The sequence below is a fragment of the Microvirga calopogonii genome (assembly GCF_003347665.1).
GTDB classification, from domain to species: domain Bacteria; phylum Pseudomonadota; class Alphaproteobacteria; order Rhizobiales; family Beijerinckiaceae; genus Microvirga; species Microvirga calopogonii.
In genome coordinates this window covers 1-26,037 of the sequence record NZ_QDGA01000066.1, presented here as the reverse complement: position 1 = coordinate 26,037, position 26,037 = coordinate 1, and the positions used below count along the sequence as shown (strand labels likewise).

Annotated in this window: 29 protein-coding genes, 2 pseudogenes and 1 other annotated feature; of the genes and pseudogenes, 20 read left to right on the top strand and 11 right to left on the bottom strand. The window is 58.5% G+C overall.

Annotation, left to right across the window (positions count from 1 at the left end):
* Window positions 1–32 precede the first annotated feature (32 nt).
* Window positions 33–1,088, top strand: a complete 1,056-nt coding sequence (locus DDF70_RS26875; protein ID WP_114947574.1) for an IS110 family RNA-guided transposase — start codon at window positions 33–35, stop codon at window positions 1,086–1,088.
* A gap of 222 nt (window positions 1,089–1,310) precedes the next feature.
* On the opposite strand, the gene DDF70_RS26870 is transcribed toward DDF70_RS26875, so the two are convergent.
* Window positions 1,311–1,706, bottom strand: coding sequence for a helix-turn-helix domain-containing protein (locus DDF70_RS26870; protein ID WP_114947812.1), 396 nt, complete (start codon window positions 1,704–1,706; stop codon window positions 1,311–1,313).
* A 140-nt stretch (window positions 1,707–1,846) separates the two neighbouring features.
* Between DDF70_RS26870 and DDF70_RS26865 the strand changes: the two genes are divergently transcribed.
* Complete coding sequence (locus DDF70_RS26865) at window positions 1,847–2,071, top strand: hypothetical protein (RefSeq protein ID WP_114947811.1); 225 nt, start codon at window positions 1,847–1,849, stop codon at window positions 2,069–2,071.
* Between the two features lie 21 nt (window positions 2,072–2,092).
* Here DDF70_RS26865 and DDF70_RS26860 read toward each other — a convergent pair whose 3' ends face one another.
* Both DDF70_RS26860 and DDF70_RS26855 read right to left on the bottom strand, forming a co-directional pair.
* Window positions 2,093–3,187: a PIN domain-containing protein gene (locus tag DDF70_RS26860; protein WP_162820693.1), complete on the bottom strand. Its 1,095-nt coding sequence runs from the start codon at window positions 3,185–3,187 to the stop codon at window positions 2,093–2,095.
* Between the two features lie 122 nt (window positions 3,188–3,309).
* Window positions 3,310–3,921, bottom strand: a complete 612-nt coding sequence (locus DDF70_RS26855) for a hypothetical protein (RefSeq protein ID WP_162820692.1) — start codon at window positions 3,919–3,921, stop codon at window positions 3,310–3,312.
* Between the two features lie 288 nt (window positions 3,922–4,209).
* On the opposite strand from DDF70_RS26855, the gene DDF70_RS37375 reads away from it, so the two are divergent.
* From DDF70_RS37375 to DDF70_RS26840, 3 genes are read left to right on the top strand one after another with little or no spacing between them, the layout of a single operon-like run.
* Window positions 4,210–4,386, top strand: a complete 177-nt coding sequence (locus DDF70_RS37375) for a helix-turn-helix domain-containing protein (RefSeq protein ID WP_170316126.1) — start codon at window positions 4,210–4,212, stop codon at window positions 4,384–4,386.
* A complete protein-coding gene (locus DDF70_RS26845) occupies window positions 4,386–4,691 on the top strand; it encodes a hypothetical protein (protein WP_114947807.1) in 306 nt (101 codons plus the stop codon). Before DDF70_RS37375 ends, DDF70_RS26845 begins: the two co-directional genes overlap by 1 nt.
* 14 nt (window positions 4,692–4,705) lie before the next feature.
* Window positions 4,706–5,215, top strand: a complete 510-nt coding sequence (locus DDF70_RS26840; protein ID WP_114947806.1) for a Ros/MucR family transcriptional regulator — start codon at window positions 4,706–4,708, stop codon at window positions 5,213–5,215.
* Window positions 5,216–5,508: 293 nt separating this feature from the next.
* On the opposite strand, the gene DDF70_RS26835 is transcribed toward DDF70_RS26840, so the two are convergent.
* From DDF70_RS26835 to DDF70_RS26800, 7 genes and pseudogenes are all read right to left on the bottom strand, one after another.
* Window positions 5,509–5,889, bottom strand: coding sequence for a hypothetical protein (locus DDF70_RS26835; protein ID WP_114947805.1), 381 nt, complete (start codon window positions 5,887–5,889; stop codon window positions 5,509–5,511).
* A gap of 534 nt (window positions 5,890–6,423) precedes the next feature.
* Window positions 6,424–6,801: a hypothetical protein gene (locus tag DDF70_RS26830; RefSeq protein ID WP_114947804.1), complete on the bottom strand. Its 378-nt coding sequence runs from the start codon at window positions 6,799–6,801 to the stop codon at window positions 6,424–6,426.
* 984 nt (window positions 6,802–7,785) lie between these two features.
* Window positions 7,786–8,415, bottom strand: coding sequence for a glutathione S-transferase family protein (locus DDF70_RS26820; protein ID WP_114947802.1), 630 nt, complete (start codon window positions 8,413–8,415; stop codon window positions 7,786–7,788).
* A 50-nt stretch (window positions 8,416–8,465) separates the two neighbouring features.
* Window positions 8,466–9,350, bottom strand: coding sequence for a LysR family transcriptional regulator ArgP (locus DDF70_RS26815; RefSeq protein WP_114947801.1), 885 nt, complete (start codon window positions 9,348–9,350; stop codon window positions 8,466–8,468).
* 64 nt (window positions 9,351–9,414) lie between these two features.
* Window positions 9,415–10,316 (bottom strand): annotated as a pseudogene (locus tag DDF70_RS26810) (dihydrodipicolinate synthase family protein).
* Window positions 10,317–10,339: 23 nt separating this feature from the next.
* Complete coding sequence (locus tag DDF70_RS26805; RefSeq protein WP_114947800.1) at window positions 10,340–10,975, bottom strand: LysE family translocator; 636 nt, start codon at window positions 10,973–10,975, stop codon at window positions 10,340–10,342.
* Window positions 10,972–11,604, bottom strand: coding sequence for an FMN-binding negative transcriptional regulator (locus DDF70_RS26800; RefSeq protein WP_114947799.1), 633 nt, complete (start codon window positions 11,602–11,604; stop codon window positions 10,972–10,974). Before DDF70_RS26800 ends, DDF70_RS26805 begins: the two co-directional genes overlap by 4 nt.
* Window positions 11,605–11,679: 75 nt before the next feature.
* Between DDF70_RS26800 and pdxR the strand changes: the two genes are divergently transcribed.
* The 6 genes and pseudogenes from pdxR to DDF70_RS37625 all read left to right on the top strand — a co-directional run bounded on the left by pdxR (window position 11,680) and on the right by DDF70_RS37625 (window position 17,135).
* Window positions 11,680–13,209 (top strand): MocR-like pyridoxine biosynthesis transcription factor PdxR, encoded by a 1,530-nt coding sequence (gene pdxR / locus DDF70_RS26795; RefSeq protein WP_245435660.1) that lies wholly within the window; start codon window positions 11,680–11,682, stop codon window positions 13,207–13,209.
* 89 nt (window positions 13,210–13,298) lie between these two features.
* Entirely contained in the window at window positions 13,299–14,078 is a 780-nt protein-coding gene (locus tag DDF70_RS26790; protein ID WP_114947814.1) for a YggS family pyridoxal phosphate-dependent enzyme, read from the top strand.
* 179 nt (window positions 14,079–14,257) lie between these two features.
* Window positions 14,258–15,486 (top strand): annotated as a pseudogene (locus tag DDF70_RS26785) (IS3 family transposase).
* Window positions 14,539–14,655, top strand: a sequence feature (AL1L pseudoknot). It overlaps the preceding pseudogene by 117 nt.
* A gap of 187 nt (window positions 15,487–15,673) precedes the next feature.
* On the top strand, window positions 15,674–16,129 hold the full coding sequence (locus DDF70_RS37635; protein ID WP_205772492.1) for a hypothetical protein: 456 nt from the start codon (window positions 15,674–15,676) through the stop codon (window positions 16,127–16,129).
* A gap of 14 nt (window positions 16,130–16,143) precedes the next feature.
* On the top strand, window positions 16,144–16,932 hold the full coding sequence (locus DDF70_RS37630; protein WP_205772491.1) for an L-lactate permease: 789 nt from the start codon (window positions 16,144–16,146) through the stop codon (window positions 16,930–16,932).
* The gene (locus DDF70_RS37625; protein WP_205772490.1) at window positions 16,893–17,135 is read left to right on the top strand and encodes an L-lactate permease; all 243 of its coding nucleotides are present in this window, start codon (window positions 16,893–16,895) and stop codon (window positions 17,133–17,135) included. Before DDF70_RS37630 ends, DDF70_RS37625 begins: the two co-directional genes overlap by 40 nt.
* A 127-nt stretch (window positions 17,136–17,262) precedes the next feature.
* On the opposite strand, the gene DDF70_RS26775 is transcribed toward DDF70_RS37625, so the two are convergent.
* Window positions 17,263–17,886, bottom strand: coding sequence for a helix-turn-helix domain-containing protein (locus DDF70_RS26775; protein ID WP_114947797.1), 624 nt, complete (start codon window positions 17,884–17,886; stop codon window positions 17,263–17,265).
* Window positions 17,887–17,927: 41 nt separating this feature from the next.
* Here DDF70_RS26775 and DDF70_RS26770 point away from each other — a divergent pair, with 41 nt between their 5' ends.
* The 9 genes from DDF70_RS26770 to DDF70_RS38855 all read left to right on the top strand — a co-directional run bounded on the left by DDF70_RS26770 (window position 17,928) and on the right by DDF70_RS38855 (window position 25,868).
* Window positions 17,928–18,629 (top strand): B3/B4 domain-containing protein, encoded by a 702-nt coding sequence (locus DDF70_RS26770; protein WP_114947796.1) that lies wholly within the window; start codon window positions 17,928–17,930, stop codon window positions 18,627–18,629.
* A gap of 178 nt (window positions 18,630–18,807) precedes the next feature.
* On the top strand, window positions 18,808–19,587 hold the full coding sequence (locus tag DDF70_RS26765) for an ABC transporter ATP-binding protein (RefSeq protein WP_114947795.1): 780 nt from the start codon (window positions 18,808–18,810) through the stop codon (window positions 19,585–19,587).
* A gap of 37 nt (window positions 19,588–19,624) precedes the next feature.
* Window positions 19,625–20,386: a transporter substrate-binding domain-containing protein gene (locus tag DDF70_RS26760; RefSeq protein ID WP_114947794.1), complete on the top strand. Its 762-nt coding sequence runs from the start codon at window positions 19,625–19,627 to the stop codon at window positions 20,384–20,386.
* 77 nt (window positions 20,387–20,463) lie between these two features.
* Window positions 20,464–21,186 carry an ABC transporter permease gene (locus tag DDF70_RS26755; protein ID WP_114947793.1) on the top strand — a complete coding sequence of 241 codons (723 nt, stop codon included), beginning with the start codon at window positions 20,464–20,466 and terminating at the stop codon, window positions 21,184–21,186.
* 10 nt (window positions 21,187–21,196) lie between these two features.
* On the top strand, window positions 21,197–21,886 hold the full coding sequence (locus DDF70_RS26750; RefSeq protein ID WP_114947792.1) for an ABC transporter permease: 690 nt from the start codon (window positions 21,197–21,199) through the stop codon (window positions 21,884–21,886).
* A 44-nt stretch (window positions 21,887–21,930) separates the two neighbouring features.
* Window positions 21,931–23,136, top strand: a complete 1,206-nt coding sequence (locus tag DDF70_RS26745) for a trans-sulfuration enzyme family protein (protein ID WP_114947791.1) — start codon at window positions 21,931–21,933, stop codon at window positions 23,134–23,136.
* 327 nt (window positions 23,137–23,463) lie between these two features.
* Window positions 23,464–23,781 (top strand): quaternary ammonium compound efflux SMR transporter SugE, encoded by a 318-nt coding sequence (sugE, locus tag DDF70_RS26740; protein ID WP_114947790.1) that lies wholly within the window; start codon window positions 23,464–23,466, stop codon window positions 23,779–23,781.
* An 842-nt stretch (window positions 23,782–24,623) separates the two neighbouring features.
* Window positions 24,624–25,133, top strand: coding sequence for a hypothetical protein (locus tag DDF70_RS26735; RefSeq protein WP_162820691.1), 510 nt, complete (start codon window positions 24,624–24,626; stop codon window positions 25,131–25,133).
* Between the two features lie 342 nt (window positions 25,134–25,475).
* A complete protein-coding gene (locus DDF70_RS38855) occupies window positions 25,476–25,868 on the top strand; it encodes a transposase (protein WP_425374118.1) in 393 nt (130 codons plus the stop codon).
* Window positions 25,869–26,037: the final 169 nt, after the last annotated feature.

The following is a 26,037-nucleotide window of genomic DNA, read 5'->3' as shown; positions in this document are numbered from 1 at the left end:
ACGGGATTGTCCCGCAGCGAAGGAGCCCTGTCATGACACAGCAGACCACAGCTGAGACCATCGCCACCATCGGCATCGACCTGGGCAATACCACCTTCCACCTGATCGGCATGGATGCCCGCGGCAGGATCGTGCTGCGCCGCAAAGTCTCGCGCGGGCAGCTGTTGCCCTGCCTGGCCAATGTGCCGGTCTGCCTGATCGGCATGGAGGCCTGTGCCGGGGCTCATCACGTCGGGCGTCAGCTCGCCGCCCTCGGCCATGATGTCCGTCTGCTGCCGGCCCAGTACGTCAAACCGTTTCTCAAAGGGCACAAGAACGACTATCGCGATGCCGAGGCCATCGCCGAGGCGGCGCAACGTCCAACCATGCGCCCGGTGCCGCTGAAGTCGGCCGAGCAACTCGACTTGCAAGCCCTGCACCGGGTGCGCAGCCGCCTGGTCGGGCAGCGCACGGCGGTGATCAACCAGATCCGCGGCTTCCTGCTCGAGTGCGGCATCCCGGTGAGGCAGGGACTTGCCGGTTTACGAGAGGCTCTGCCCACTCTGCTGTCCCACCGCACGGACGTGCTCTCGCCGCGCATGATCCACCTGATCGAGGATCTGGCGGGAGACTGGCACCGGTTGGATGAGCGCATTGACGCGATCACCGGGGACATCACGGCTCTGGCCCGTCAGGAGGGGGGCTGCCAGCGGCTGATGGGGATCCCGGGCGTCGGCGTGATCACCGCCAGCGCCATGGTGGCGGCGATTGGCACCGGAGCGGCGTTTACCAAAGGCCGCGATTTTGCCGCCTGGCTCGGTCTCGTGCCCAAGCAGATCTCGACCGGCGGCCGCACCATCCTGGGTGGCCTGTCGAAGCGCGGGAACCGCTACTTGCGCACGCTGTTTGTCAGCGGCGCCCAAGTTCTCCTGCAACACCCGGGCCACTGGCATGGGCACGGCTTCGGCCGCTGGTTGGCCGCGGCACGGGCCCGGCTGCACCGGAATGTGCTGGCGGCCGCCTTGGCTAACAAGCTCGCGCGCATCGCCTGGAGCGTGCTGTCCCACGCGAACGGTTACGATCCGGAGTTTGCCGCACGGACGGCCTGAGCCTGCTCAGACGGCCGACAGTTCGAGGATAGAGTTCCCGCCGCGGTTCGCGAGAAGGATGTGACAGGATGGATGAACGGTTGCCCGGCGCATCGGAAACCTGATTAAAAAAATGGCCCTTCGAGGTCTCGGGACTAAGCAGGCCCGGTGCGCGCGGATTCCCATGATGGCCCGGAGCTCAGGCTCCATCCAGAGGCCGGATAGATTGATGCGAACCGTCCCTCATCCAATCTGAAACAGCCCTCTTGCAACGCACGGCCGGTCCATAGATTTTTTATAGGTGAAGCCGCGCCGGCACAGGAAGCGTGAGAGCATCGCGGGGGCAGCCACCACTCCATGCTGCTCCAGCAGCCTTGCGGCGAGCTCAGGCATGGTAATGGCCGGCTCGGCCGCGACGGTCTGGATCAGGAAACTCTCATAAGGCACCAGCTTGCCGCGTCCCGGTGGGCGGCCCTGACGGGCTGGCGCCGGCGAGCCGGTGTCCCGCGTTCGCCGCACCAGCCTGATGGCGAAGCTCTCGCTGACGTCAAAGTGCTCGGCCGCCGCCCGGCAGGAATGGCCCGCCGCGATAAAGTCGGCGACGCGCACCCGCAGATCGAGAGAATAGCAGTGACCCATGATCCACCTCCCGCTCCACAGAGTGAATCACAGATCGCGCCAGCCCAAAACCTTGGGAGTCGGATTTCCAGTCCGGTGCTCTAATTGTATTGGCCGTTTCTGGATGGGCTCTCTGCGGGCTCTTTGTTCTGAACCCCAGTATGCTGGGATCCGACGCACAGGATGAGATCGCCCGTCTTACCCGAGCGGTCCAACAGGCCGGGGCAGACCATGCCGCACTTGCTGCGGAGCTGGGACGCTTCAAAGAGGCACATCAGGATCTGCAGCATGTGGAGAGGCGCATCGCTTCCGCTACCGAGGAGCTCAAGCACCTGGAGTATCTTCGGGGCCGGGTCAGCGGCGAAATCGATGCAATCCGTCCCTAGTCCTACCTGCGTGCGCGATCCTCAATCCTCAAAATTTGGCTCGATTAATCCAAAATCGACTTTTGGAAATGGGATCTCAAGATCAACATCTAGCAGAGTTGGCTCGTGCTTCCCTGTTCTATCGACTGTAATGATAACGGGCAGATCCTCCGCCATCTTCATGCTGTAAGAAGAGGATCCGAGGCTGACATAATCGCGGTCAATACCGTCACGCATGGAAAATTCGAACTCGGCTGCCACCTCAAATCTTGTACTCACCGGAACGATAAAGCTTATTGATGAGTCATCAGATTCAATAATCCATGGCGACCGACCTTCGGCCTTTATCATCAGGCCCAAGAATCGGGCAGATCCTGCAGTCGCCTCGAAACTGAAGGGAGAATCTGCATCAACATGAAAATCAACGTTTTCGATGTATTCGCGAACTGCCTCCCGTATACCCGCCATCAGGCTAGGGGCACGCCCTTCGGTCAGAGCTTTCCATATGCCCGTTACGTAGAAGGTTTCGTCCTCATTGAAATATCCAAGGCAGGCCGGAAGATCTTTGATGTATACTAGCCATTCGGACTCGCCAGAGAACCTCTCCCAATCCGTATCTCGGCTTACAATGATGACTTTTTTGTTGTTGCGCCTTCCCCATTCATCCAAGGAACTCAGTGCAAATGCATCAGGGAACTCACTTTTCTTTCTGTCACTGTCGCTGAACGGCGCAACGTTCGAAAAGTAGCGCGCAAGAACATCTGACAAAGAAACGTAATCTTCGGCCTTAATGACCTCAGCTCCAACATACGAAATAAACGCATCGACTTGCATCTTAGCAAAGGCTAAAGGCTCGTGCTCAGGTGTAACCCCCTTCCAACCCGCAGTCACGACACCTGAATCGAGTTTCCAAGCCTTTGCGAACTGATTGAGAGCTGCTTGGAGCTTACTCTTTGAGTCGGCGCTTCTGCGGGCGAGATGTGCGTGGACCTCGCCTACAACTACTTCTGACAGCAGAAACTTCACTCCGGTCCCACGAAACTGAACTAGGCTTCTCAGCAGCTTAAAATCCAAGTTGGTTTGGTAGTGATCGAAAACGCTTGTGTCGATTGAGACCGCTCCAATGTCGCGCTTCACGATAGCCCGCCGAATTTCATCGTCATCTAGTACTGGCATCTCTCGGCTCTGCTCCTCAGGTTGTTACATCGTACTGTATAGCAAGACCAAGGCGATGAATGCGTCGTTTGAAGCGACCTAAATCATTCGATTCCAAGAACGGAAAACGCTGTCGTTACGAGATATGCGCCGGCGATGAACGCAACTAATGATCCAACCACTATGGTCACAGCAATCCAATAGGTGCCTTGGATCAGCTTGTTTGCGTTGGGTGGCTGCTCAATCGGCTTGTTGTGGATCCAGTCGAAGATCGGGCCTGGCCCCGCGTATGAATCAGCGACCACGCGCCAATTAAAGAAACCGAGCCCGGTAACCAGTGCCGCGGCTGCTAAACCGCCAGCGAAACAATAGAACGCAGGCACTAGCTTCTTGCCTAAGGTGATGGCTAAAAGCACATTTAGATCGGTTTTGCCAAACATTGCGCTGACAAAGGTCAACAGAGCGATGATTGCACCTCCGTTCAACAAGAACACGGTGCGGATAAATAGGCTGCCGTGCTCTTTACTGTACTCACTGGCCTTTATCCTCTCTGCCGCTATTTGGTCAGCATACTTCTCAAGGGCCAGTAAGTAGCGCTCATTAATGTGCAACCGAGATTGTTCTCGAATCTTGAGCAACTCGCCGCCGTCAACTGCATCAAAGAACTTTGCCTTAGGGCGAGGCGGGTTAGTGGACTTCGCTTTATCGTCTGACACCGATAGCCCTATCAAGAAATAACATCCTGTTTCCAAGCTAGGATATTATGTCAGTTGAAATAAAGCTACACCCACACCTGCGCGGGCATCAAAGGCCCATTCAACAACCTAACTTAGTCCTTTCCTGAGATCGGTCCTGCTCATCGCTTTCGTGGATCATTCGTTGGCGGGCTGCTGAGTCGGTATCCACGTTTTCCACAGGCACTAGCCCCCAGGCCCTAATAGGCCTCGACATGGCACAGCACCAAGGAACATGTTCCCTATTCGTTCCGTTTGAGTCGAATGAGCATGCGAAAGACGAAGCTGACTGTCGAGCAGGTCTTAGAGGCCAGGCTGCGCTATGCGTCCGGCGAACGCGAGTTCTCCAGGCTTGCCGGGGATTATGGCGTCAGCCGGTCGGCCATCGCCAATGCCGTGCTCGGCTACACCTTCAAACACATACCCATGCCGCCGAGGAAGCGCTGATGCCGCTCAAGTGGAGATCTTGCGAATTGCGCGGTGATGGGAGCTTTGAAGGTGGTCTCGGCTCTCATGCATTCTGCCTTGTTTACTTTGGCGATGGGCAATGGGTCTGGACGATGAACGGCATGCCACACAACGCCAGGGTGCCTCTCCTCGGCTTCGCGGACACGGCCGATGAGGCTAAACAGGCTGCCAACGAGATCTTTGACGTATGGCTGGAGCGGTCGGGATTGAGAATTGCCCGCACCTGCCCGAGTGGCTTGACCCAGCTAGATGATCAGCTAACTGATCACGCCTCAGCCTCATAGGCATTGGATGAATTATGGCTCAAACTGAACAGCAACTGGACTTCGCCAGCATTACCGCAGATATCGTCTCTTCTTACGTGGCCAATAACTCTGTTCATCGCGCCGATCTGCTAAACGTGATCGGAACGGTGCACGCTGCGCTCCAAGGGCTTGCCACCCCTAAACAGGCAGAGCCCGAAAAGCCAGAGCCACGCGTTCCGATCCGTAAGTCCATCACGCCCGACTTCCTGATTAGCCTCGAAGACGGCAAGAAGTACAAGACGCTCAAGCGCCACCTTGGGACGCTCGGGCTGACGGCTGAGGAGTACCGCGCAAAGTGGGGGCTTCCGGGTGACTACCCGATGGTGGCGCCGAGCTATGCGGCGAAGCGCTCGGCGCTCGCAAAAAGCGCTGGGCTCGGCCAGCAGAGGTGGAAGACTGCTGCGAAAGCGGCTGCAGAGTCAGTTGAAACCGTCTCGGCGCCGGTTGAGGCGGCGAAGCCGAAACGTCGCTCTCCTGCGAAGAAGGTGAAAGGCAGAGCGTAGGCTCAAGCGTCTTATGGGGCGACTTTTTGCGAAGCCGTCCCGCTCCTTTACCCCCCTATGCGGCTTACCGACCTCTCCGCTCAAGGCTTACAGCCTAACTCTGTTTGCTTCGGCCAGCGGCAGAGATCGGGCTATGCAGACGCCGTCGACAAAGACCGCATAGGTCTGCCTAGCCTTGTTATCCAGCTCGATCGAGACGTTCGCGGCGGGTCCCTTTCTGGCGCTGAAATCCTTGCGGAATAACGCATTCGGGGTTGCTCGGTTCTCGAAGACAGCCTGCCGCCATCAGTCCCTTATTCGACTGCGATCGCTTTGAGTGCACGTCGGACCGCGACACGGGCGGCCTCGACGTGTCCCGCGGTTAGCAGTTCGTCGACAATTCTGAGTGCCATCACAGCATCAGGCCGTTGGGCTGCGTCCAAAGGGACTTCAGTTGCGCCGTGAGCCCCTGCACCGCTGGCAGGGTCGTCGCTCTGGCCCGTGAGATACGCCGGGCTACACTTGAGCACGGTAGCCAGGCTTGCTACGGCCTCCTCGCCCGGATTTTGAGAGCGGCCGGTAATGATGTCCTGAATGAACCCCGCTTCGAGGCCGGCTTCCAGGCTGGCCCTGCGCCATGAGATCTTGAGTGCAGTAACTCGCTCCCCGATACGCTCTTTGAGGATCGCGTTCACCTTGGCTCCTTTGGGACAGGACGCGGCAAAAGACCAAAAGGGCGGGAAGGCGGTACATCCGCGCTCTTCCCGCCTACCTTTCGGCTTCGAGCATCCTCGGCCAGACATGGTTAACAGATCGATAACTTACCGGCCTTTGCGGTTCTCTATGATCGTACCTTCAGATCGTCGGCGGGCTGTTCATCGAGAAGGTCAATCAGCGTCGACGCCTCGTTGCCGATCCAGTCCTTTGCCCGGCCGGCAAGCGCCGCACGGTTGGCCGGGTTGTTCTCCTTCGGTGGATTGGCAGCCGTTTCAACTTGCCCCGCTTGTTGTGGGCAATCTGACTACCGCACTACTGGGGCCGACCAGACTATGACATTAATCACCTGATCCACCTAAAATCACCTCTCCGCGCCCCTCATGAGCAGGCCCTCTGCGCCTGCGGCGCATTCGACCCGTGCCCGAAAGGTCGTGTCGCTTTGCCCCTAAAGGCGAGATAAGGAACTCAACAAAATCAAGGGCAAGCCTTTGCCGGTAAATGTGAGATTTTGCCTATAAAATCGAGATTTTTCCCCCTAAAGGTGAGACAGCGCTTACAGGGGTGTGCGGCTGGCTGCGATGGAGATGAAACGGGACCTGACAGAGTTCGCCAAGATCGCCTTGCTCCGGTCCTATCACAAGGAAGCCCGTTTGCTCGCCACCGTCGATCGTAGCGCGCGCCAGATGCAGCACCGCTTTCACACGCAGGATCAAAGAGCAGCGAACAAACCTGATCGGCATCTCGCCTTTAAGGGCAAAGAATCTTGCTTTTCGGCACCCAACGCGACGAATCTCAAAGTTAAAGGCAAAGTGACAACTGTCTATGTCACTCATGGTCGTTACGGGAACGATGATCACCGTTACTTCAGTGGTCGGGGTCGCATCACTCAAGAGGGCTGCCCATCATCCCATAGCCTAACCCGCTGCCGTTGGAACAGCCGACGATTGCCCGTCAGCAACTCTGCCTAAGGACCTAGAGGACATGGGTGGCGATCAAGCAGGACGCGACGACCAGTACAGCAACGATTGCCAGGACGAACGGGAGCATGACCCGATAGGCCTCTCGCTCGCACCCCGGGGCCCCAGCGAGCGTGACGGCAGAGTGCATGAGATCGGATCGGCGGAAAGCCTCAATGATCCGGCGGCCCCGGAGCTGCGAAACGCCGTCAACGCTGTGCATTGGAATAAACCGCTGGCAGCGCTCTCGCTCCCGCGGTCTCTACTAAGATATTACATAAAACGGCAGCAATTGCGGGTGCCGCGGGGCTGGTTGGGTCTGGGCTTCGGAAAGAAAGACGCTGAGTCGATCTTCGTGGAGCCGCGGTTTGCCGTCTACCGGCCGGGTTGCAGGATCGGAATTAGGCACGCCTTGAATGTGCCCTGAGCTCAAATTTATGCGTTACGCACAAACTTCGCGCGCCCAAGCTTAAGCATGCAGTTCGAAGTATGAATTGCGATAGTGATCTCAGTTGCGTGGCGCGAGGGTGCACGAAGCCGACCTTCAGCATTTCTGGTTCGGCCCAGTGCAAACCATGTAGGCAGAAACATACCTTCTCGCCCGCGACCGCGGTGCACAGCGCAGCCCCAGCGAGGGTATGCTGATTGCAGCTTTTCTTTCTGTTCAACCATCCGTGGTTTCGAGGCGGCTGATCGCGTGCTCGTAGGCCGGGATGCGGCAATCGCGAGCAGCGCTTGGGACACTTAGCAAGCTGTCGGGAGACCATCGCAGCGGTGTGGCCGGCGGCGGCGCGAATCTGGACCGCACCTCTTAAGGTGGATTACAGACACTAGAAGTGTTGATGCCGGGACTATTCCGAACTTCTCTGCGATAAGGGCTGTACATTGCGAGTGTATCATAAGCCCGCGCTTCGGAGTCTAGAGGAATGTGGGACCAGGCATCAGGTCATATGGATGCTGCCATCCCGGCAAGTTCCTGATCCTGTCCTTCCAAGCCGCAATGTTGGGAAACTCGCTGTGGTCTACCCCCGTATCCTCAGGCATATATACGTAGCCTGCAAGCGATAGGTCTGCGATTGTTAGCCGAGTTGATACAAGAAAAGGGGTATCGCTCAGATGACGGTCAACGATGCGGTACGCTGCCATCGCACGTTCCCGCAGAAACTGAGTCACCGGGGTCTCACCGGTCATTCGCAGGCCATAGAGGAACCGCAAAGTGGCGTAGTAGCTCGTGAACTTGTGATTATCGAACAACATCCAGCGCAAGATTTCACGCCTTTCGCCTGCATCCTGTGGGCCAAACTTCCCTGTTACCTCGGCCAGATAATCAAGGATTACAGCAGACTGGCTCAGCCGTATCCCGGTGTGTTCAAGAACCGGTACTTCTCCTTGCTCATTGACATTACGGCGCCATTGATCGCTGTGAGTCTCGCCGCCGAAATAATCGACAAGGATGGGTTCCCAGTTAGCCTTAGCCAACGCCAGAAAAAGAGCGACCTTGTACGAGTTTCCGGATAGGGCAAAGCAATGCAATTTGAATTCCGACACGGTGTTCCTCTTGTAGTTGTGCCCACAGAGCAGTGCTCCTTGCACCCACGTTAGACAGGCACAAGTGTTGTCCTGGCCCCGTGCACGACAGCCTGGGTCAAATGGTCTAGCACTGGACTCACGATGCGGCTCTGCTGCCAGAATAAAGGTATATCCAGAGGTTGATCCGGCCTGAGTGTAACCAGCCTTCCAGCGCGAAGGTGATCAATCACAAGCCGCTCCGGGTTCATACCCCAACCGATCCCAGCCAAGGCCGCATCCAGACAAGCCTGGGATGAGGGTAGTTGGTGGAGCGGGGGATGAACATTACCTCCGAGCACCTGCCGCATCCATTCCACATGGAGTCGATCATTCTGCTTAAAGATCAAACATGGGGCGTATGCCGCCGCAGGCTCGCTGAATCCGTCGGCAAACCATCGGTCATGATACTGCGGGCTTGCGGTCGCAACATAGCGCAGGGCTCCCAGAGAGTGGCAGTCACAACCCTGAATCGGTGTACCGCGCGCTGTTACTGCCGCCGCCACCTCGCCGCGGCGCAGCCATTCGGGGCTGTGGTCCTCGTTGTCCAACACCAAGTCGAATAAAAAGCCCTCCACCTTAGCCATGGCTGGGATCAACCAAGTCGCGAGACTGTCAGCGTTCACGGCAACGCGGAGTGTCACAGGTCGGCTCTCGGTCTGAAGGCCGGGAAAGCTGCCGCGCAAAGAGTTCTCAAGCAGGGCAACCTGCTCCACATGCTGGCACAGGCGCTGCCCTACTTCAGTTGCCGTGCAGGGTTGACCCCGGATTACAAGCACAGTCCCGAGCCGCTCCTCCAGCAGCTTGATTCTCTGGGAGATGGCGGAAGGCGTGACGTTGAGGTGCTGTGCAGCCCGTTCGAAGCTGCCGGTTCGGATGACCGCCGCAAGGGCAGAGAGATGGGTGTAATCGAGCATGGATAAAAAGCCGTGCGGCGGATTCCTCGCGCATTCATACCATACGGAAGGCACACTGAATTGGTTACGGCCGCATCAGGCCTGACAACACGTCCAGTGCTGCCGCCACGCGCCGATGATCAGCATCTGTGATGGGCAGGATGGGCCGCGGCGGAACGGCTTTGCACGGTGAGAGGATGTTGGCGGCAGCATACACCACACGGATGCTACCGAACTCCTTGAACAATTCCCACAGCGGCCGAAAATGGCTATCGATGCGGCGTACCTCGGCCACGTCTCCAGCCTGGGCGGCCCGAACCAGCCTGAGGGCAGGTCCCGGGAGTAGACCACCGACGACACTGTACCAGGTGTTTGCTCCGGAAAGCAGCGCTTCGGCTGCCCCCAGTCACCGCTGTAGCCGATCGCAAAGTCGCCAGGGCTGTCCCGTCGCAGACGGTCTAACTCCGTCCTGAAATCCATGTCCTTCGGCAGCGGCATCTTCACCGCCTTGATGTTTGGGACGGCAGCGAGCCGCGTCAGAAGGGCGTCGCTGAACGTGAAGTGGGTCGTCCCGGGATTGTTGTAGATGCACAGCGGCAGGTCCGTAGCCCGTGCCACGGCGGCGAAATGCTGGTAAGCCTCTTCCTCGGTCAGGGGCGTGTAGGAGACAGGCGCCAGTAGGAGCGCATCTGCGCCTTCGGATGCCGCGTCCCGCGCCAGGCTTTCTGCTTCGTCCGTCCGGAGGGCACCCACACCGACGATGAGAGGGGTTCTGCCTCCGACATTGCCGACGGCAGCCGCGACGGCCCGCCGCCGCTCCTCCCGGGTGAGATACATGTAGCCGCCGGTGCTGCCGAGCAGGCCAATGGAGTCGACCCCGGCTGAATGGAGCCGCTCCAAAAGGCGATTAAAGGCGTCTGTGTCGACCCTACCGTGGGCATCAGTTGGGGTGATCGGGAAGGCCGACAATCCTTGAAACGGTGTCATTCGGAACCTCGAGAGGGAGTTGTTCAGGAACGGGACAGCAGCAGGCGGAGGCCGGCGATGCCGAAGAAGCCTGCGAGGGTTCCCTCGATCCAGCGCCGCGCCTTGCCGTAGAGCTTGACCATCGGCTTGGTCGAGAACACCAGCGCGTAGCCGCAGAAGATGGTGACGCTGAGGGTGGCGCAGCCGACCAGCATGATCGCCACCGTGTGCGCGGTCGCTCCCGGTCCGAGGCCAAGCGTCATGAGGGCGATCCAGGCCAGCACCGACTTTGGGTTCGTCAGATGGAGCAGAAGCCTGCGGCGGTAGAGCAAGGCAGACCTGAACTCCCTGCCGTGATCGAGCGGCGGCGAGCCGGTGCCATCGGGTGTCAGGGCTGACCGGGCTGCTCTGACGGCAAGGTAGAGAAGATAGACACCGCCCAGGACCTTCAGGACCACCAGCACTTCCGCATAGCATGCCAGGAGCGCGGGGATGCCGGTCGCGGCAAGCACGCCCCAGAACAGGGAGCCCGTGATAACGCCCGCCGAGAGGGCTAGGGCGGCCGTGCGGCCCCTCCGCATGGCCATGCTCATGATCGCCATGTTGCTGGGGCCGGGACTGGCCGCCGCGATCATGTGCGCGATGTAGATGAGACCGATCTGGTGTAGATCCGTATTCATGGGATGCTGACCGGAATGAGTTTCGCCACGTCACGTTCCGAGGGCCATTCGCTCTCGGCTAACCCGCTGACAACGCCACGGCGGTCGGCCTCCGAGCGGTTCTGGCTCATCTTCCGCTTGCCATCGATGCGCGTGATCGGCAGGCGCACCCCGACGATGCCGCGCAACTGCGCAGCGATGAAGTCGGCAGGCGCGTCGGAGACCGCCCATGGAAGAGCCCGCGGCTCCTCGTGCAGCCTGGTCAGGCGCGTCACCACGTCGAGCAGCCGCTCAGGGTCCTGGAAGAACTCGACCGGACCATAGGCATGCACCGCGACATAGTTCCAGGTCGGCACGACCTTCCCGGTTTCCGGCTTCGTCGCATACCAGGACGGCGTGACGTAGGCGTCCGGACCCATGAAGATCGCCATAGCCTCGCCGATGGGAGGGGTCTTCCATTGCGGATTGGCCTTGGCGACGTGCCCGTACAGGACGCCGTGCTCCCCTTCTGTTTCGTCGAGGACGAAGGGTAATGGCGTGGCGATCAGGCCCTCAGGGGTCGCGGTGACCAAGTTGGACAGCCGCGATGCCCGCATGGTCGCATGCAGGCTGGCGGGATCATTGTCGCCGAAGGCGGGTGGAATATACACGGCTATCGTCCTTGCCCAAAGCCAGGAATGCCTGCAATCTGGCCTGCAGGAAATATCCAGTTCGAGAGAGAAAGAGTGGGCCAGTTATCAAAGGACACGACCGTCACGCGGCGGATCTGCGAGGCGATCAAGGATCAGATCCGGCTGGGCGTCTATGGACCGGGGGCCCGCCTGCCATCGACGCGGGCGCTCGCCGCTGAGTGGGGCGTGTCGCGCACGACGGTCACCGCCGCCTACGGGCAGCTCATCGCCGAGGGATACCTGGAGACCCGGCAGGGGGCCCGAGCGACCGTGGTGCAAGGATCGAGCCCCACCGTGACGAAGCCACAGACGTCCAGGTCGTCGAAAGTCCGCTTGGCTGCTTTCGGTCAGAGGGTGCTCGATCTGCCGGCGCCAGCTTCCCGTGTCCCAGCCCGCCTCGTAGCCGATTTCAGGTATGGCGACGTGGCTGCTGCCGACTTCCCGACGCTGGCCTGGAAGAAGGCCATCAACGCCGCGATCCTGCGCCGCCCGGCGCGTCTGGGCTACGGCGATCCGGCCGGGTCACCTGAGTTGCGAGCCGCCCTTCAAGGCTATCTCTGGCGGGCCCGGGGCCTGCGCTGCGATCCCGACCAGATCGTGATCGTGAACGGGTCCCAGCAGGGGCTCGACCTCTGCGCCCGGTTGCTGCTCGATTCAGGGGACAGCGTTCTGGTCGAGAACCCCTGCTATGGAGCAGCCCGCCAGATCTTCAGCGCCGTCGGCGCCGTGCCGCTTCCGGTCAGCGTCGACAGCGAGGGGATGCGGACGGAGGGGCTCAGTGAGGCGCGGCTGGCCTATGTCACGCCGTCACATCAGTTTCCGCTCGGAAGCGTGATGTCGGCGGCCCGCCGACGGGAGCTCCTGTCCTGGGCGCGCCGGAGCGGCGCCTACGTGATCGAGGATGACTACGACGGCGAGTACCGCTACGACATCACGCCGATCCCGGCGTTGCAGGCGTTGGATGGGGGCGAAACTGTCCTCTATCTCGGCACCGTATCTAAGACCCTCTCGCCGACCCTTCGCCTCGGCTACCTCGTCGTGCCGCCCGGGCTGCGGAATGCTTTTGTCATGGCAAAGCGGCTGTCCGACAGGCACTCGCCTGCGCTCGAACAGGATGCGCTGGCTGATCTCATTGCGAGCGGCGCCTATGAACGGCATGTCCGCAGCGCTCGTCGCAGGAACCGCGAGCGCCGGGCCGTATTGCTGGCAGCCCTGGCGAGAACGTTTGGAGACGACGTGGCTGTTGTCGGGACTGAGGCGGGCCTGCACGTTGTGGTGTGGCTGACCCGTGTGCTCAAGGCGCAGGAGGACGATCTTCTCGCCAGAGCAGCCGCTGCGGGCCTTGGCCTTTATCTGGTTAGCCCACTCTATGATCCGGCAACCCCTGCCAGCCACCCGGGCATCGTCGGCTTAGTGATGGGCTACGCAAGTCTAGGTGAACGGGAGATCGTACAGGGGGTCGAGCGCTTGGCGAGTGTGCTTGAGGCACTGGCCCAGTCCAATTCCCTGAAACTGGACGTTTCCAGAGAGCGTGTCCGAAGCCATTCAGGACTTAACGCAAGAGGACGTCGCGAAGAGGTATGACCAACAGAGCACGAGAAAGATCGGCCATTGGCCGGATGGTGCCGATGGATGATGCTTCGGGATGCAAGGCCGGGCATATCATGAAACCCATGCCGCCCTGCGAGTTGACCCCTGAAGATCTCGAGCGGTTCGGTCGTGACCCACTGGGCTTGTTCAAGGCCAACCTTGCCAACGTTGAGGAGCGCATTGCTCTTGCCTGCCAACGCGCAGGCCGCCCTCGCGCGTCCGTGCGGTTGTTGCCGATTACGAAGACCGTTCCAGCCCATATCCTGCGCTTCGCTCATCAAGCTGGCATCGGCTCCTTCGGAGAAAACAGGGTTCAGGAAGCCTTAGGCAAGCACAGGACGCTCGCAGAATTGCCGATCGAGTGGAGCATCGTAGGCCACCTCCAAACCAATAAGGTGAAATACCTCACCCGCTTCGTCCGCGAGTTCCATGCGCTCGATAGCCTGCGCCTTGCCGATTTGATCAACGAGCGTCTCACCCGGGAGGACCGTTTCCTCGACGTGTATGTCCAGGTCAACACGTCTGGGGAGGAGAGCAAGTTCGGTCTTCATCCGGACGCCCTCTCGTCCTTTGTTGACGCGCTCGACCAGTTTCCTCGCCTGCGGCCGCGGGGGCTGATGACGCTGGCGCTGTTCAGTTCCAACATGGAGAAGGTCAGGCCCTGCTTTCGATTGCTGCGTCGCCTGCGTGACGAAGCCTCTAAACGAAACCCTGTACTCGCCGAGTTGTCGATGGGCATGTCGAGCGATTTCGAGGCCGCAATCGAGGAAGGGGCCGATGTTGTGCGTGTCGGCCAGGCGATCTTTGGCGAGCGGCCGACGCCGAATGGTCACTACTGGCCCGGCTTCGCAAGCACTGAATAATGGCTGTGCTCTCGATGCAGAGCCAAGGCGTGCCCAGCCATGTCAGCAACGGCGTCCTCTTCTTCATGCGAGCAAATGGACTGCCGGTTAAGGCAGTGCTGAGGGCCTTGCTCTTCAACCGATCTGAGGTGAACCGCGCCGGGATTCCCGGAGGCTCCCACTCCTGACAGGATGGAGCCATGACGAAGAGAACACCCCCATATTCACCAGAGGTCCGCGAGCGCGCGGTCCGGATGGTTTTCGAGCACCGCGACGAGTACACCTCCCAGTATGACGCGATCCGGTCAATCGCAGCGAAGATCGGCTGCTCGGGCGAGACGCTGCGCCACTGGGTGCGGCAGGCCGAGCGCGATCAAGGCCTTCGCCCCGGCCCGACGAGCGCGGAGCAGGAGAAGATCAAGGCGCTCGAGCGGGAGGTGCGGGAGCTGCGCCAGGCCAATGAGATCCTGCGCAAGGCCAGCGCGTATTTTGCCCAGGCGGAGCTCGACCGCCGCTTCAAGCCATGAAGGCGTTTATCGACGAGCATCGTGAGGACTACGGGGTCGAACCGATCTGACGTGTGCTGCCGATCGCCCCGTCGACCTACCATGAGCACGCTGCTCGCAAGGCCAATCCCGACCGCAGGCCGGCCCGCGAGCGCCGGGACGTTGAACTGTGCCAGGCGATCCGCCGGGTCTTTGCGGCGAACTTCGGCGTCTATGGGGTCCGCAAGGTCTGGCGCCAGATGCAGCGCGAAGGGATTGAGGTCGCGCGCTGCACGGTCGCCCGGCTGATGCGGCAGATGGGCCTCCAAGGGGTGGTGCGCGGCAAGAGCATCCGGACGACGGTCAGTGACGCCGCGGCCCCTTGCCCGCGTGACCGGGTCAACCGGCAGTTCAAGGCGCCGCGGCCGAACGCCCTGTGGGTGAGCGACTTCACCGATGTGGCGACCTGGTCGGGCTTCGTCTATGTCGCCTTCGTGATCGACGCCTTCGCCCGCAGGATCGTGGGCTGGCGGGTGTCGCGTTCGGCCCGGGCCGCGTTCGTGCTCGATGCCCTGGAGCAGGCTCTCCACGAGCGGCAACCTCTCCGACGATCCAGCCTCATCCACCACTCCGACAGGGGAGTTCAATACGTGTCACTGAAGTACACCGAGCGCCTCGCCGCAGCGGGGATTGAGCCGTCAGTCGGCAGTGTCGGGGACTCGTACGACAATGCTCTGGCGGGAATCGTCATCGGCCTGTTCAAGACCGAGGTGATCCATCAGCGTGGTCCGTGGCGTTCTTTTGAGGCGGTGGAGTTTGCCACCCTCGAATGGGTCGATTGGTTCAACAACCGGCGCCTGCTCGAGCCTATTGGTAGCATCCCGCCCGCCGAGGCGGAGGCTGCCTACTATGCGAAGCTTGAGGTCATGCCGATGGCCGCGTAAAATCCAAGCCAATCAGCCTCCGGAAAATTCGGCGCGGTTCAGAGGTGTATTCGCGCTGGTGCCGCCAAGAACGGATTAGCTGCCCGGAACGCTCCTTAATCGGCCATCGCGGAAGCGCTGGGCTAGCTTGTGCTCAAGAACAGCCACACCGCTTGGGGCAACAGAAGATGCTGGAGGCGGATCGAGATTGATCTACCTCATCTGGACATTGCCTGCGCTCGCGGTCATTGGGGTGATCGCAAGCGGGCGGGCCGGCACACTTGCCGCTTCCGTCACTGGGATACTCCTCGCGCTTGTTGTCGCACTTCTTACTGCGCGCCATAACTTTCAAGTCACGGATGCCATTGTGTCGCTCGCGCGGGGAGCCTGGATCGGCTGGATCGTCGTTCCCTACATCCTAGGCGGGCTGCTATTTTGGCAGATGGCCATCCGGCACAGTAACGCTACCATGCCAGTCGAGATGCGGCTGCCGGACGAACGTGCAAAAAGGCGACTGCTGTTCACTGCCTGTTTCCTGATCGGCCCCTTTGCTGAATCTGCCACCGGCTTCGGTGTTGGCATTATCGGGACAATGACGTTGGTGCCCGGCTCGATGTCAAGCCGGTCTATCTGCTCGCCTTTTCTCTGCTTAGTCAAACCATGATCCTATGGGGTGGCATGGGCAATGGTGCGATCGTCGCCGCTGCTTTTGCCCGCACGGATCCGACGGCACTTGCCATCAACAGTAGTTTCTGCCTCATTGCCTTCAACGTTCTCTGGCTACCGTTCTATTGGCGCATGGCGGACCTGGCTGGAATTGCCGCTGACTGGCGCGAGCGCATAAGCGAGGCGCTCTGGCTGGGCTCTGGTTTGGCCTTTGTGATTACAGCCACGGCCTTGCTCGGTCCTGAGACGGCGATGCTTGCAGCCTATGGGCCAATAATCGTGCTGCGATATCTCGTCGACGAACAGCCAGACCGTCGGAAATTGATTAGTGCCTCCAAGAGGATGTTGCCCTTTGCTGCCCTGATCAGTTGGCTGGTTACCACTCGGCTGGTGCCATCCCTTGAGCATGGTCTCCAGGAAACTGGAGCTATTCAGCCCTTTGTCGACACGCCAATTTGGTCACCACTTTATCACGCGGGCACGTGGCTCGTGCTAGCAGCGATCCTGACAGCTCTCCTCCGCGGGCACGCCGACGCTATCCCGGCCGAGATAGCTGCAGCCTGGAAGACCGGACGCCTCGCTGCCCTTACCATTATTACGTTCTCGATGATGGCAGAATTACTCTCCGGCTCAGGTATTGCTGGCAGCTTAGCCCAGGGTCTGTTCTACGCCCTCAATCGTTGGGCAATCGTGTTGACGCCCATCATCTCCGCCGTGTTCGGCACCCTGCCCATAGCGGCAACGCTGCCAATGGACTGTTCATGGCCTCTCAGGTCAGTCTGGCCACCGAAGCGGGTCTAAACGTGGCAAGCGTGATAGCTTTGCAACATGTTGCAGCGCTGTCGCTCAACATGGTCTCTTCCGTACGCATGTCAATCGTGTGCAGTCTAGCTGGAACACCGGGCCGGGAGCGCGAGGCCTTTCGCGCCATGCTTCCTTTCGCCATCGCAATCATCATTGTGCTGCTCATTTCAGCGTTCCTAATCGCATTGAACAAACTTTGAAACGGCATGCTGGGTCTGACGCTGAGCTGCGATAATGGAGCGGGGCGGAACCGACGGAAAGCGAGTCCAAAGTTATGCCCTGACTCATAGCGATTAGAACAAAAAGTCCTTGGACGAGTGACAGAGATCAAAGTTGCAATCGCCCACGCGACCGCTGCAGTTCCACCACTACCATAATGAACCGAAGCTCCTGCGTCCCACAATTCATATACGCATGCTTTTCCTCTGTACGCGCCAATACCGAAGAACCAGATTGCACGATGAGATCAGTATCAGCCAGTCTCAAAGTTAGCTCGCCGATCTCTACATTTAGAAGTTCGAGTGTCCCGGATGAATGACCAGGAGATTCGAATGTCTCGCCTGGAAACATGGTCCACCTCCAAAGCTCTACTTCATCGGGGCCATGGGTTCCCACGAGGAGTGTGGCACTGCCGCCCTTGGGCCCCCGCCACAATGTTGAAGCCTCGTGCGGTTGCACGATCCGCGCAGGCACACTCGGCGCTACACCGACAAAGTCAGCAACGGAAACTCCAAGAGCTGCAGCTGTTCTGCACAGAGTCGCGATGCTGGGATTGGCACTGCCCTTCTCAATTTCGACCAGCATACCTTTGCTAACGCCCGATTTTCGGGAGAGTTGGTCGAGAGTGAGGCCGTTCCGGCGGCGGAAGATTTTCAGGTTCTGAGACACAGTTGCGCTGACGCGTTCAACATCGGCGCCCGAGTCGGTCGATATATTGACTTTGTTGTCCATGGTCAGTATTGTACACCAACATGGTCACTAGGAGCCAGCAGATGTTTGAAGTTCCGATCATCGACAAAAGAATTGCAAGCCTCGCCCCCGGCTTTCGGGCGATAAGCATTCATGTCGATGCAACACGCGCTCAGAAAGGCACCGTTGACCCGAGCATACTTGCGCAAGCATGTGATTTTGTATCAGCCGGTGGCGCGTCGTGGGCAGATGCCCACTTGGCCAGTTGGGCGGAAACATACCACCGCTTTGGTGCGAAGCCGAACCGAACTCCGTGCTCTGCACAAGCTCTCAGAAAAAGGGTAGAGAAAGACGGCAAAATTCCCGCAATCAATCCTGTCGTCGATCTCTACAATGCTGTTAGCCTTCGGTATGCACTTCCTGTCGGCGGGGAAAACTACGACGCCTATGTCGGCCAGCCACAGCTGACAATTGCCGAAGGAACAGAACTTTTCGACACCGTCATGAACGGTGAAGCAGTAACGGAAAACCCAACGCCTGGAGAGGTCGTGTGGCGTGACCATCAAGGCGTCACTTGTAGAAGGTGGAACTGGCGACAGGGCTCTCGCACACGGCTGACGGATACGGCGCGTCGAATGTGGTTCATATTGGAGAGCCTCGAGACCATGCCCGAAGACGCCCTCGAAGAAGCAGGTGATATGCTCACGAAAGGTTTGACGAACCTCATGCCTGGCTCCGAGATCATAAGGCAGAAAATCTCCATCACCTCGCCCCCAAGCAAATAGCCTGCTGCAACGACCTCCCGGCCCTTAGATTGAGGAGTCGCTGCCGCAGAGAGCCGCCCTAATCCGAGCAGTTCCCTTACCTCTGACTGATAGAACTTTTGCCGTGGCAACGCGGCGACGGCGGAGCTTTGCCCACTTCAGCATCGCAGATGCCGTGACTAGCCCCATGGAGAACAGAATGCACCCCGGCATGGTACCAGCGCTCGCCGTGAAGGACGTCCACAAAAGTTATGGCTCCTACGAAGTTCTAAAAGGGATTTCACTTACTGCGCAAAAAGGGGATGTGGTCTCAATCATAGGTTCATCGGGATCAGGCAAGAGCACCTTTCTTCGTTGCATAAACTTTCTCGAAATTCCTGACAGGGGATCATTTCAAATCAACGGAGAGGACGTGATATTCCGGGCTGGGCGCGATGGGAGGTGTCATCCCGCTGACTGGCGTCAGATTGAGAGGCTCCGGACTGGGCTCGGGATGGTTTTCCAGAGCTTCAATCTGTGGCCTCACATGACGATCCTAGAGAACGTCATCGAAGCTCCCGTGCACGTCTTAGGTATGGACCGAAAGACAGCCGTTGCGAAAGCACATGAACTGCTGGCCAAAGTCGGCCTCTACGAAAAGTGCAATGATTATCCCTCTTTTCTCTCCGGTGGTCAGCAACAGCGGGCGTCGATCGCACGGGCGCTCTGCATTGACCCTGCTGTTATGTTGTTCGACGAGCCGACCTCTGCTCTGGATCCGGAACTTGTCAGCGAAGTCCTTAAAGTGATCCGCGGTTTAGCCGAAGAGGGCCGAACCATGTTGATGGTCACCCATGAAATGAAGTTCGCGCGCGATGTCTCAACCCGCGTCATGTTTTTGCATCACGGCCAAGTGGAGGAAGAGGGGCCTCCTGACCAGGTCTTTGGTGCACCAAAGAGCAACCGCTGCAAGGAATTCCTGGGAGCAGGTTCGCACTAGCCACACGGCCAACTTCGCAACAAAGGAGGAAACAAAGATGAAATATCTAAGAACAGCTCTAACTCTCGCCGCGCTTTGCTTCGCGGCAAGTGCCCACGCCGAAATTCGGTTCGGAGTCGTGAACGAGGCATACCCGCCCTACACGACAAAAGATGCCTCCGGCAAACCGATCGGCTGGGAAATCGACCTGATGAACGCGGTCTGCGAAGAGCTTAAAGAGAAGTGCACGATTGTAGACGTTGCCTGGGACGGTCTCATCCCGGCTCTCGAAAGCAAGAAAATCGATGTCATCTGGTCCTCCATGTCGATCACGGAAGAGCGAAAAAAGCGTATCGACTTCACTGACAAATACTATTCTGCAATGGCCAGTATGATTGGCCCGAAGGACGGTGCTGTGGGCGTCGCAGCTGAGCAGCTGAAAGGGAAGACTATCGGGATTGCGGTCTCTACAACGCAGTCAGCATACTTTAAAAAGCACTTCGCGAAGATAGCGACGGAAAAGAGCTACGGGACTGTTGATGAGTCTCTCCAAGACCTTGTTTCCGGCCGGATCGACTACGTGTTCGCCGACACTGGACCGCTCAAGGAGTTCCTCAAAACAGACCTCGGACAAAAGTGCTGCGAATTCAAAGGTACCGTTGATCCAGATGATGCAATTCTTGGGGAAGGAGTAGGCGGAGGGGTTCGCAAGGGTGACAATGAGCTCAAGCAGAAGCTTAACAACGCTATCAAAGCGATCCGAGCCAACGGGAAGTATGCAGAATTCAATAAGAAGTACTTCGATTACGACCCTTATTGAGACAGTGCCTCTAGCGGACTTGCTAGCCAGAACCAGCAGCGGCAAATCCGCTAACGTTCATTCGGAGTGCTTCCACAATGGCTTCTGCAACCTCAATCCTGGAAATGCTATCTCTCACGCCGCCTGGATGGGGCGGCGTGCTCGTCGCCGGGGCATTTTCAACTGTATTGATATCGCTAGGTGCCTATTTCCTCGGCATGGCCTTGGGATTATTTGGCGCCCTCGGAAAATTGAGCGGCCTTCGATGGCTTGAACAGCTTTTGCAAGTCTACACAACCGCTGTCAGGGCGGTCCCGGAGCTGATCCTAATCGTTGCTCTCTACTATGCTGGGACCGACGGGCTGAACCATATTCTCGCTTGGCTCGGTTTAGGTCCCGTGGAGGTAAACGGACTGGTCGCGGCTGTTGCCGTGCTCGGTTTCGTCCAAGGTGCCTACATGACAGAGGTGTTGCGCGGCGCCATCCTAGCGATTCCGGTCGGTCTAATAGAGGCAGCCAAGGCCTTTGGCATGCGGCCCCCTTTGCGTTACCGCCGCGTGGTACTCCCTGCACTGATCCCTAATGCTTTACCGGGTTTCGCCAACCTATGGATGTCAGTGATCAAGGACAGCGCGCTTATAGCCGTCGTAGGCTATCAGGAGTTGGCACTCGCAGCACGAGTAGCGGCCAGCAATACGAAGCAATACATGGTCTTTTTTCTCGCCGCCGCGGCACTTTACCTAATCATCACCCTCGTTTCGAATCTCGTTTTCTCTGCGCTTGAAGTTTACTTCCGCCGCGGGCAGCGAACACCAGCTTGAGGAAACGGTAATGGAGTTCGATTGGATTGCCGCCTATGCGGATTTGCTGGCCCGAGGAGCTGTGCTCACTTGTCTACTTCTGGTGATCTCTGTTTCGGTCGGTTTCACATTGGCCATTCTGCTCGCCGCCGCGCAGTTGGGAACATCGTCAGTATTCCGCTGGCTGTCAAAAGCATACTGCACTTTCTTTCGCGGCACCCCGCTCCTGATACAGCTCTGGCTCCTCTATTACGGTCTTGGGTCCTACCTTCCTGATATCCCTGGATTGAGAACGAGCTTTCTGTGGCCCATCCTGCGCGAAGGATTCTTCTTTGCTGCGCTTAGCCTCACCCTGAACTTCGCCGCCTACCAGGGCGAGATCTTGAGAGGCGCGATGTTATCCGTCCCAAAAGGAGAACTTGAGGCAGCACGTGCCTTCGGCATGTCGTCCGGAAAAATCCTGCGTCGGATATGGCTCCCGCGGGCGATTCGCATAGCTTTACCAACCTTCGCCGGCGAGGTCGTGCTTCAGTTAAAGGCCACTCCGATTGTGTTTTCGGTGACTGTCATGGACCTCTACGGGGCAGCATACAAGGTCCGTCAGGATACCTTGCTGGTTTACGAGCCACTTATTCTAGTGACCCTATTTTACGTCGGCCTCACCTTTGCGATAACTCAGGCCTTCAAGAAACTTGAAAATTCTGTGCCCGCCCGACGTTAAACCTCACAATCGTAGTATCGAACCTCAGAAATAACGAGTTACACATGTCAAGACCAGACAAACACGCGCTATCAACCCTTGCGTTCAACACACTCTCGGTGCATGGCGGCAACGAGATCGACAGGGGGTCCGGCGCAGTCCGGACGCCAATTGTCATGGCCAATTCCTATGCTCTGCCCTACGATCCATCAACAATGGATTGGTCAGATACCGAAAGCCCTTCCTACACTCGCAATTCCGGCCACAATCAGATCTGCCTGCAGCGCAAGCTGGCAGCCCTCGAAGGCGGCGAAGATGCAGCCGTTTTCGCCACCGGCGTTGCAGCCCTGCATGCTGTCTTCTTCACCTTCCTGAAGACCGGCGATCACGTCATTGTCGGCGACGTGACCTACGAAGCCGTGTGGCGGCTGTTTGCCGAACTCCTACCCCAACGCTACCAGATCGAAGCTACCTTCGTCGACATGGGCAACATGGAGGCGGTCAGAGCCGCCGTGCGGCCGAACACGAAGTTGATCCACACCGAGACGATCGCCAACCCGACCACCAAGGTCGCTGATATTGCCACGCTGGCGTCAATCGCCAAGCAGGCGAGCGCCCTCCTGTCCGTGGACTCGACCTTCACCCCTCCGCCGTTCTTCCGGCCGCTTGAACTGGGGGCAGACCTCGTCATCCATTCGCTGACCAAGTACATCAACGGGCATGGTGACGCGATGGGCGGCGTGGTGATCGGCTCCAAAGAGCTCATCCGACATGTGAAGGCCGATGCCTTGGTGGATGTGGGAGGAACGATTTCGCCCTTCAACGCCTGGCTGATCATGCGGGGTTCCGTCACGCTGCCGCTGCGCCTCAAGCAGCAATTCTCCTCTGCAGAAGCAGTCGCCCGGTATCTCGCGAGCGACAGGCGTGTGGCTTATGTCGCCTATCCTGGGCTTGAAAGCCATGACCAGCATGAACTGGCGAAGAAGCAGTTTGGCGGCAAGGGTTTCGGCGCGATGATGGCTTTTGCGGTTGAAGGCGACCCTGACACGCAGAACCGCTTTGTCGCCAATCTCAAGGTGATCACCTCCGCCGTTTCGCTCGGTCACGACGAAAGCCTGATCGTGCATGTGGGCGGGGGAGGCCGTGGCGGCTCCAACAAGTATCCGCCGAACTTCCAGAAGTACGGTCACCTGCGGCTCTCGATCGGCCTTGAGGATTCGGAAGACCTGATCGCTGATATCAAAAACGCTTTGGACGAGACGTTCTGCTAATCCTAAGCCATACCGTGCCAATGGCCGGCACTCATGCGGCGCGAAATGCTCGACCAAAGAGCATTTCGCTCAGCTATCTTGTGATTATTGTGTGCTCTGATCCTCAAAAGCCGACATTTCTCATGGGGAGTTTACCACACGGGTTATGGGCTGGGAAAAGGAGCGCTACCGGTAACAATTTTCGAAACTGGGGGCCAAACCCGAAAATGTCTGTCTCCTGTTGGTTTAGGCTTGCGTAGCATCTCAGTCCAGATTGAGAGGGCGGCCTCTCTTCTTAACCCCCAACTATGTCCAGGACGATCTGGACCATCTCTCAGGAGGGCTGTCATGGCCTGGATACTTTTGTTCGTTGCTGGCGTCCTCGAAGTTGTTTGGGCGTTCTCGATGAAAAGATCTGAGGGGTTTACGCTGATTATTCCCTCTGTAATTACAGTTGCAGCGATGATTGCAAGTGTCGGTCTCCTCGCGTTGGCGATGCGGGTCTTGCCCCTCGGCACTGCATACACAGTCTGGACAGGGATCGGCGCTGTAGGCGCATTTCTGGTGGGGATCGCCGTGCTTGGTGAGCCGGCGGCACCTATGCGTCTAGCTGCAGGTACGCTCATCGTAGCTGGGATCGTGATGATGAAAATGTCCAGCACTTAGAAGATGCAATTCAAGCAGCGAGTTGATCTCACCACACCAAGCGGTCCCTGTACGGGGGCGACGACTTGCCGATGTCCTTCTGGAGGAGGTCCTGCTTACAGAACCTGAACTTGATTGCGCAACGCGGACCGAGGCAGTGACAGACCCTTCTCGGCCAAGTGCCAGCGTCAGCCCATAAGTGGCGTACTGTAACTTCTGTTGAGGTCTCCTGCGGAACTTCTGCCTGTAAACGCCCCTTGCGCCGCTATCAGGTATGACATGCAGGCACTTGCCACCGTACTCGATCTACGAAGCCTCTAAGGAGTTAGAATGGCCCGAAAAGGAAAGCACAAGATCACAGCAGGGGTAGTCGACGCCCAACTGTCAGCGAGGCTAAACAGCCTCCTTGAGAAAGGAGTCTTGGAACATCCAGATGCTCGCAGCATCGCCAAGCACGTTGCATGCAATGGCGTATCAGTTCTTACGCCGGAAGAGAGGTACCTTTATACATGGCATATTGTGCCGTATCTCCGACTAGGTTCGGCAAGTAACAGTAGCGAGCTGTGCGAGGAAGCTCACCTGAGCGGCGTAGCAGTCCCTATTAGTCGTATAACTAGGCGAGAACGTCTTGGAAGACAGCGTCGAAGCTCAACGGAACACGAGTGACTCTCACAGCTACTCATTTTTGCAGGCAGATTCGAACCGACTCGTTGATCCCCAGTTGAGGCCAAAGGAAACTATCCCACTGCAACAAACGCGAAGACGATCGTGAAGCGCGGTGTTCGGCGCACGACACCACTGAGAAATCAAAGCCGCAAATGCAGGCTGGGGGACGAGGCTCCGGCCAGCCCAGGGAGGTCGCCTTGTCGGAGCCGGACCTGAAACTCAGTGTCGACTGGTTCATGGATCTTATGATTCGGGGATCGCTCCCGTCCTTTGCAGAGCGGCAGCTTGCGTTCTCAATCGTTCATGAGGTCTTGGCTGCCGGCAATGAGCTTTGCGACATAGCAGCCTATCTCACCGATCTCTCTGGGGAGCTCGACGCCGGCTATCTCAGACCTTGGGGCGTTGTGTTCAACGTTCACGCCGATGAGGCCGAATTACCAGACAGGGTCTGTGAATGCCTCGGCCTTGTTGTCGCTGAGTTTGCGGCACGGGCCATTATGGCCACGGACAATTCCTACAAGGTGGCATCGATCCAGACTGTCTATCTCAGGCGCAGGGGCTTTTCCATGTTCTATCTGTCGAGCACCGCTGTGCCCCAGGACGTGACGTCAAAGCTTGGTCAGCAGGCAGCACAGACCGTCTCTGCCCGCCTGGCACATTGTTCGGGCTCAATCGGGTCCGGTTTCAGTTTGGTCATCCCAGATTGAATCTCAGAGCCGATAAATTCGGTACGGCCGTTGTCATGAGCCAGGGGCCCCCGACAGTGCCATGGATGAGGAACGGGCACCGTGGAAAAGGACGGCAACTTTTGCTCCGTCCGCATTCTCTCGTAAGGGCCAGAGCAAGACCTGATGCAACAGTTGTGTCGAAAACCCGGGCAGGAGACGTGAAAGGAAGAATTGCTTGGTAGAAGGGTAATGCGGGGAGCAGGTCAAACTGCTCCGCCAGCAACTTTCGCGTAAGCGGTAAGCTGGCCGCATCTGGCGCGGCATGATGCGATGGCTGATCTTTACTGACATCAAAGCAAGGAGCTTTCGGTGTCAGTTACTATGTCTGCGCCTATGCCTGATGATAGAAGCTTCCAGGTGCTGGAGGTTGTTCCCAGCCGCCTGGAGGTGAGTCCCGAGCGGCCCCGCCGGCGCTGGTCGACACAGGCCAAGATGGCCCTGGTCGAGGAGACCCTGGAGCCTGGCGCCAATGTCTCGGTTATCGCACGACAGGCCGGGATCTCGCCGGCGCAACTGTTCGGCTGGCGCCGTAAGGCGATGCAGGCTGGTGTCGTCCAAGGCGAGCGGCATGAGCAGCGGCTTGGATTCGTTGAGGTCACGCCGACATCCGCCTCGATGATTGAGATTGTTGTCGCTGACGTGGTGGTTCGCGTTGCCGCTGATATTGATCAGAACCACCTGATCAAAGTCCTCCGGGCGGTTCGACAAGCATGATCCCGGCCGGCGCGAAGGTGTTCCTGGCCAGCCATCCGGTCGACTTCCGCAAGGGACCGGATGGTCTTCTAGCGCTGGTGCGCGAGGCCGGATCCGATCCCTTCTTATGCGTCGTGAGAGATTATGTGGCGGCGGCGGAACCGATGACGGCATTGCGGCGCTTTGCGGC

Coding starts and splice junctions, on each gene's coding strand:
- DDF70_RS26875 (WP_114947574.1), top strand. CDS start 33: ATGACACAGCAGACCACAGCTGAGACCATCGCCACCATCGGCATCGAC.
- DDF70_RS26870 (WP_114947812.1), bottom strand. CDS start 1,706: ATGGGTCACTGCTATTCTCTCGATCTGCGGGTGCGCGTCGCCGACTTT.
- DDF70_RS26865 (WP_114947811.1), top strand. CDS start 1,847: ATGCTGGGATCCGACGCACAGGATGAGATCGCCCGTCTTACCCGAGCG.
- DDF70_RS37375 (WP_170316126.1), top strand. CDS start 4,210: ATGCGAAAGACGAAGCTGACTGTCGAGCAGGTCTTAGAGGCCAGGCTG.
- DDF70_RS26845 (WP_114947807.1), top strand. CDS start 4,386: ATGCCGCTCAAGTGGAGATCTTGCGAATTGCGCGGTGATGGGAGCTTT.
- DDF70_RS26840 (WP_114947806.1), top strand. CDS start 4,706: ATGGCTCAAACTGAACAGCAACTGGACTTCGCCAGCATTACCGCAGAT.
- DDF70_RS26815 (WP_114947801.1), bottom strand. CDS start 9,350: ATGCTCGATTACACCCATCTCTCTGCCCTTGCGGCGGTCATCCGAACC.
- DDF70_RS26805 (WP_114947800.1), bottom strand. CDS start 10,975: ATGAATACGGATCTACACCAGATCGGTCTCATCTACATCGCGCACATG.
- DDF70_RS26790 (WP_114947814.1), top strand. CDS start 13,299: ATGCCGCCCTGCGAGTTGACCCCTGAAGATCTCGAGCGGTTCGGTCGT.
- DDF70_RS37630 (WP_205772491.1), top strand. CDS start 16,144: ATGGGCAATGGTGCGATCGTCGCCGCTGCTTTTGCCCGCACGGATCCG.
- DDF70_RS37625 (WP_205772490.1), top strand. CDS start 16,893: ATGGCCTCTCAGGTCAGTCTGGCCACCGAAGCGGGTCTAAACGTGGCA.
- DDF70_RS26775 (WP_114947797.1), bottom strand. CDS start 17,886: ATGGACAACAAAGTCAATATATCGACCGACTCGGGCGCCGATGTTGAA.
- DDF70_RS26770 (WP_114947796.1), top strand. CDS start 17,928: ATGTTTGAAGTTCCGATCATCGACAAAAGAATTGCAAGCCTCGCCCCC.
- DDF70_RS26765 (WP_114947795.1), top strand. CDS start 18,808: ATGCACCCCGGCATGGTACCAGCGCTCGCCGTGAAGGACGTCCACAAA.
- DDF70_RS26760 (WP_114947794.1), top strand. CDS start 19,625: ATGAAATATCTAAGAACAGCTCTAACTCTCGCCGCGCTTTGCTTCGCG.
- DDF70_RS26755 (WP_114947793.1), top strand. CDS start 20,464: ATGGCTTCTGCAACCTCAATCCTGGAAATGCTATCTCTCACGCCGCCT.
- DDF70_RS26750 (WP_114947792.1), top strand. CDS start 21,197: ATGGAGTTCGATTGGATTGCCGCCTATGCGGATTTGCTGGCCCGAGGA.
- DDF70_RS26745 (WP_114947791.1), top strand. CDS start 21,931: ATGTCAAGACCAGACAAACACGCGCTATCAACCCTTGCGTTCAACACA.
- sugE (WP_114947790.1), top strand. CDS start 23,464: ATGGCCTGGATACTTTTGTTCGTTGCTGGCGTCCTCGAAGTTGTTTGG.
- DDF70_RS38855 (WP_425374118.1), top strand. CDS start 25,476: ATGTCTGCGCCTATGCCTGATGATAGAAGCTTCCAGGTGCTGGAGGTT.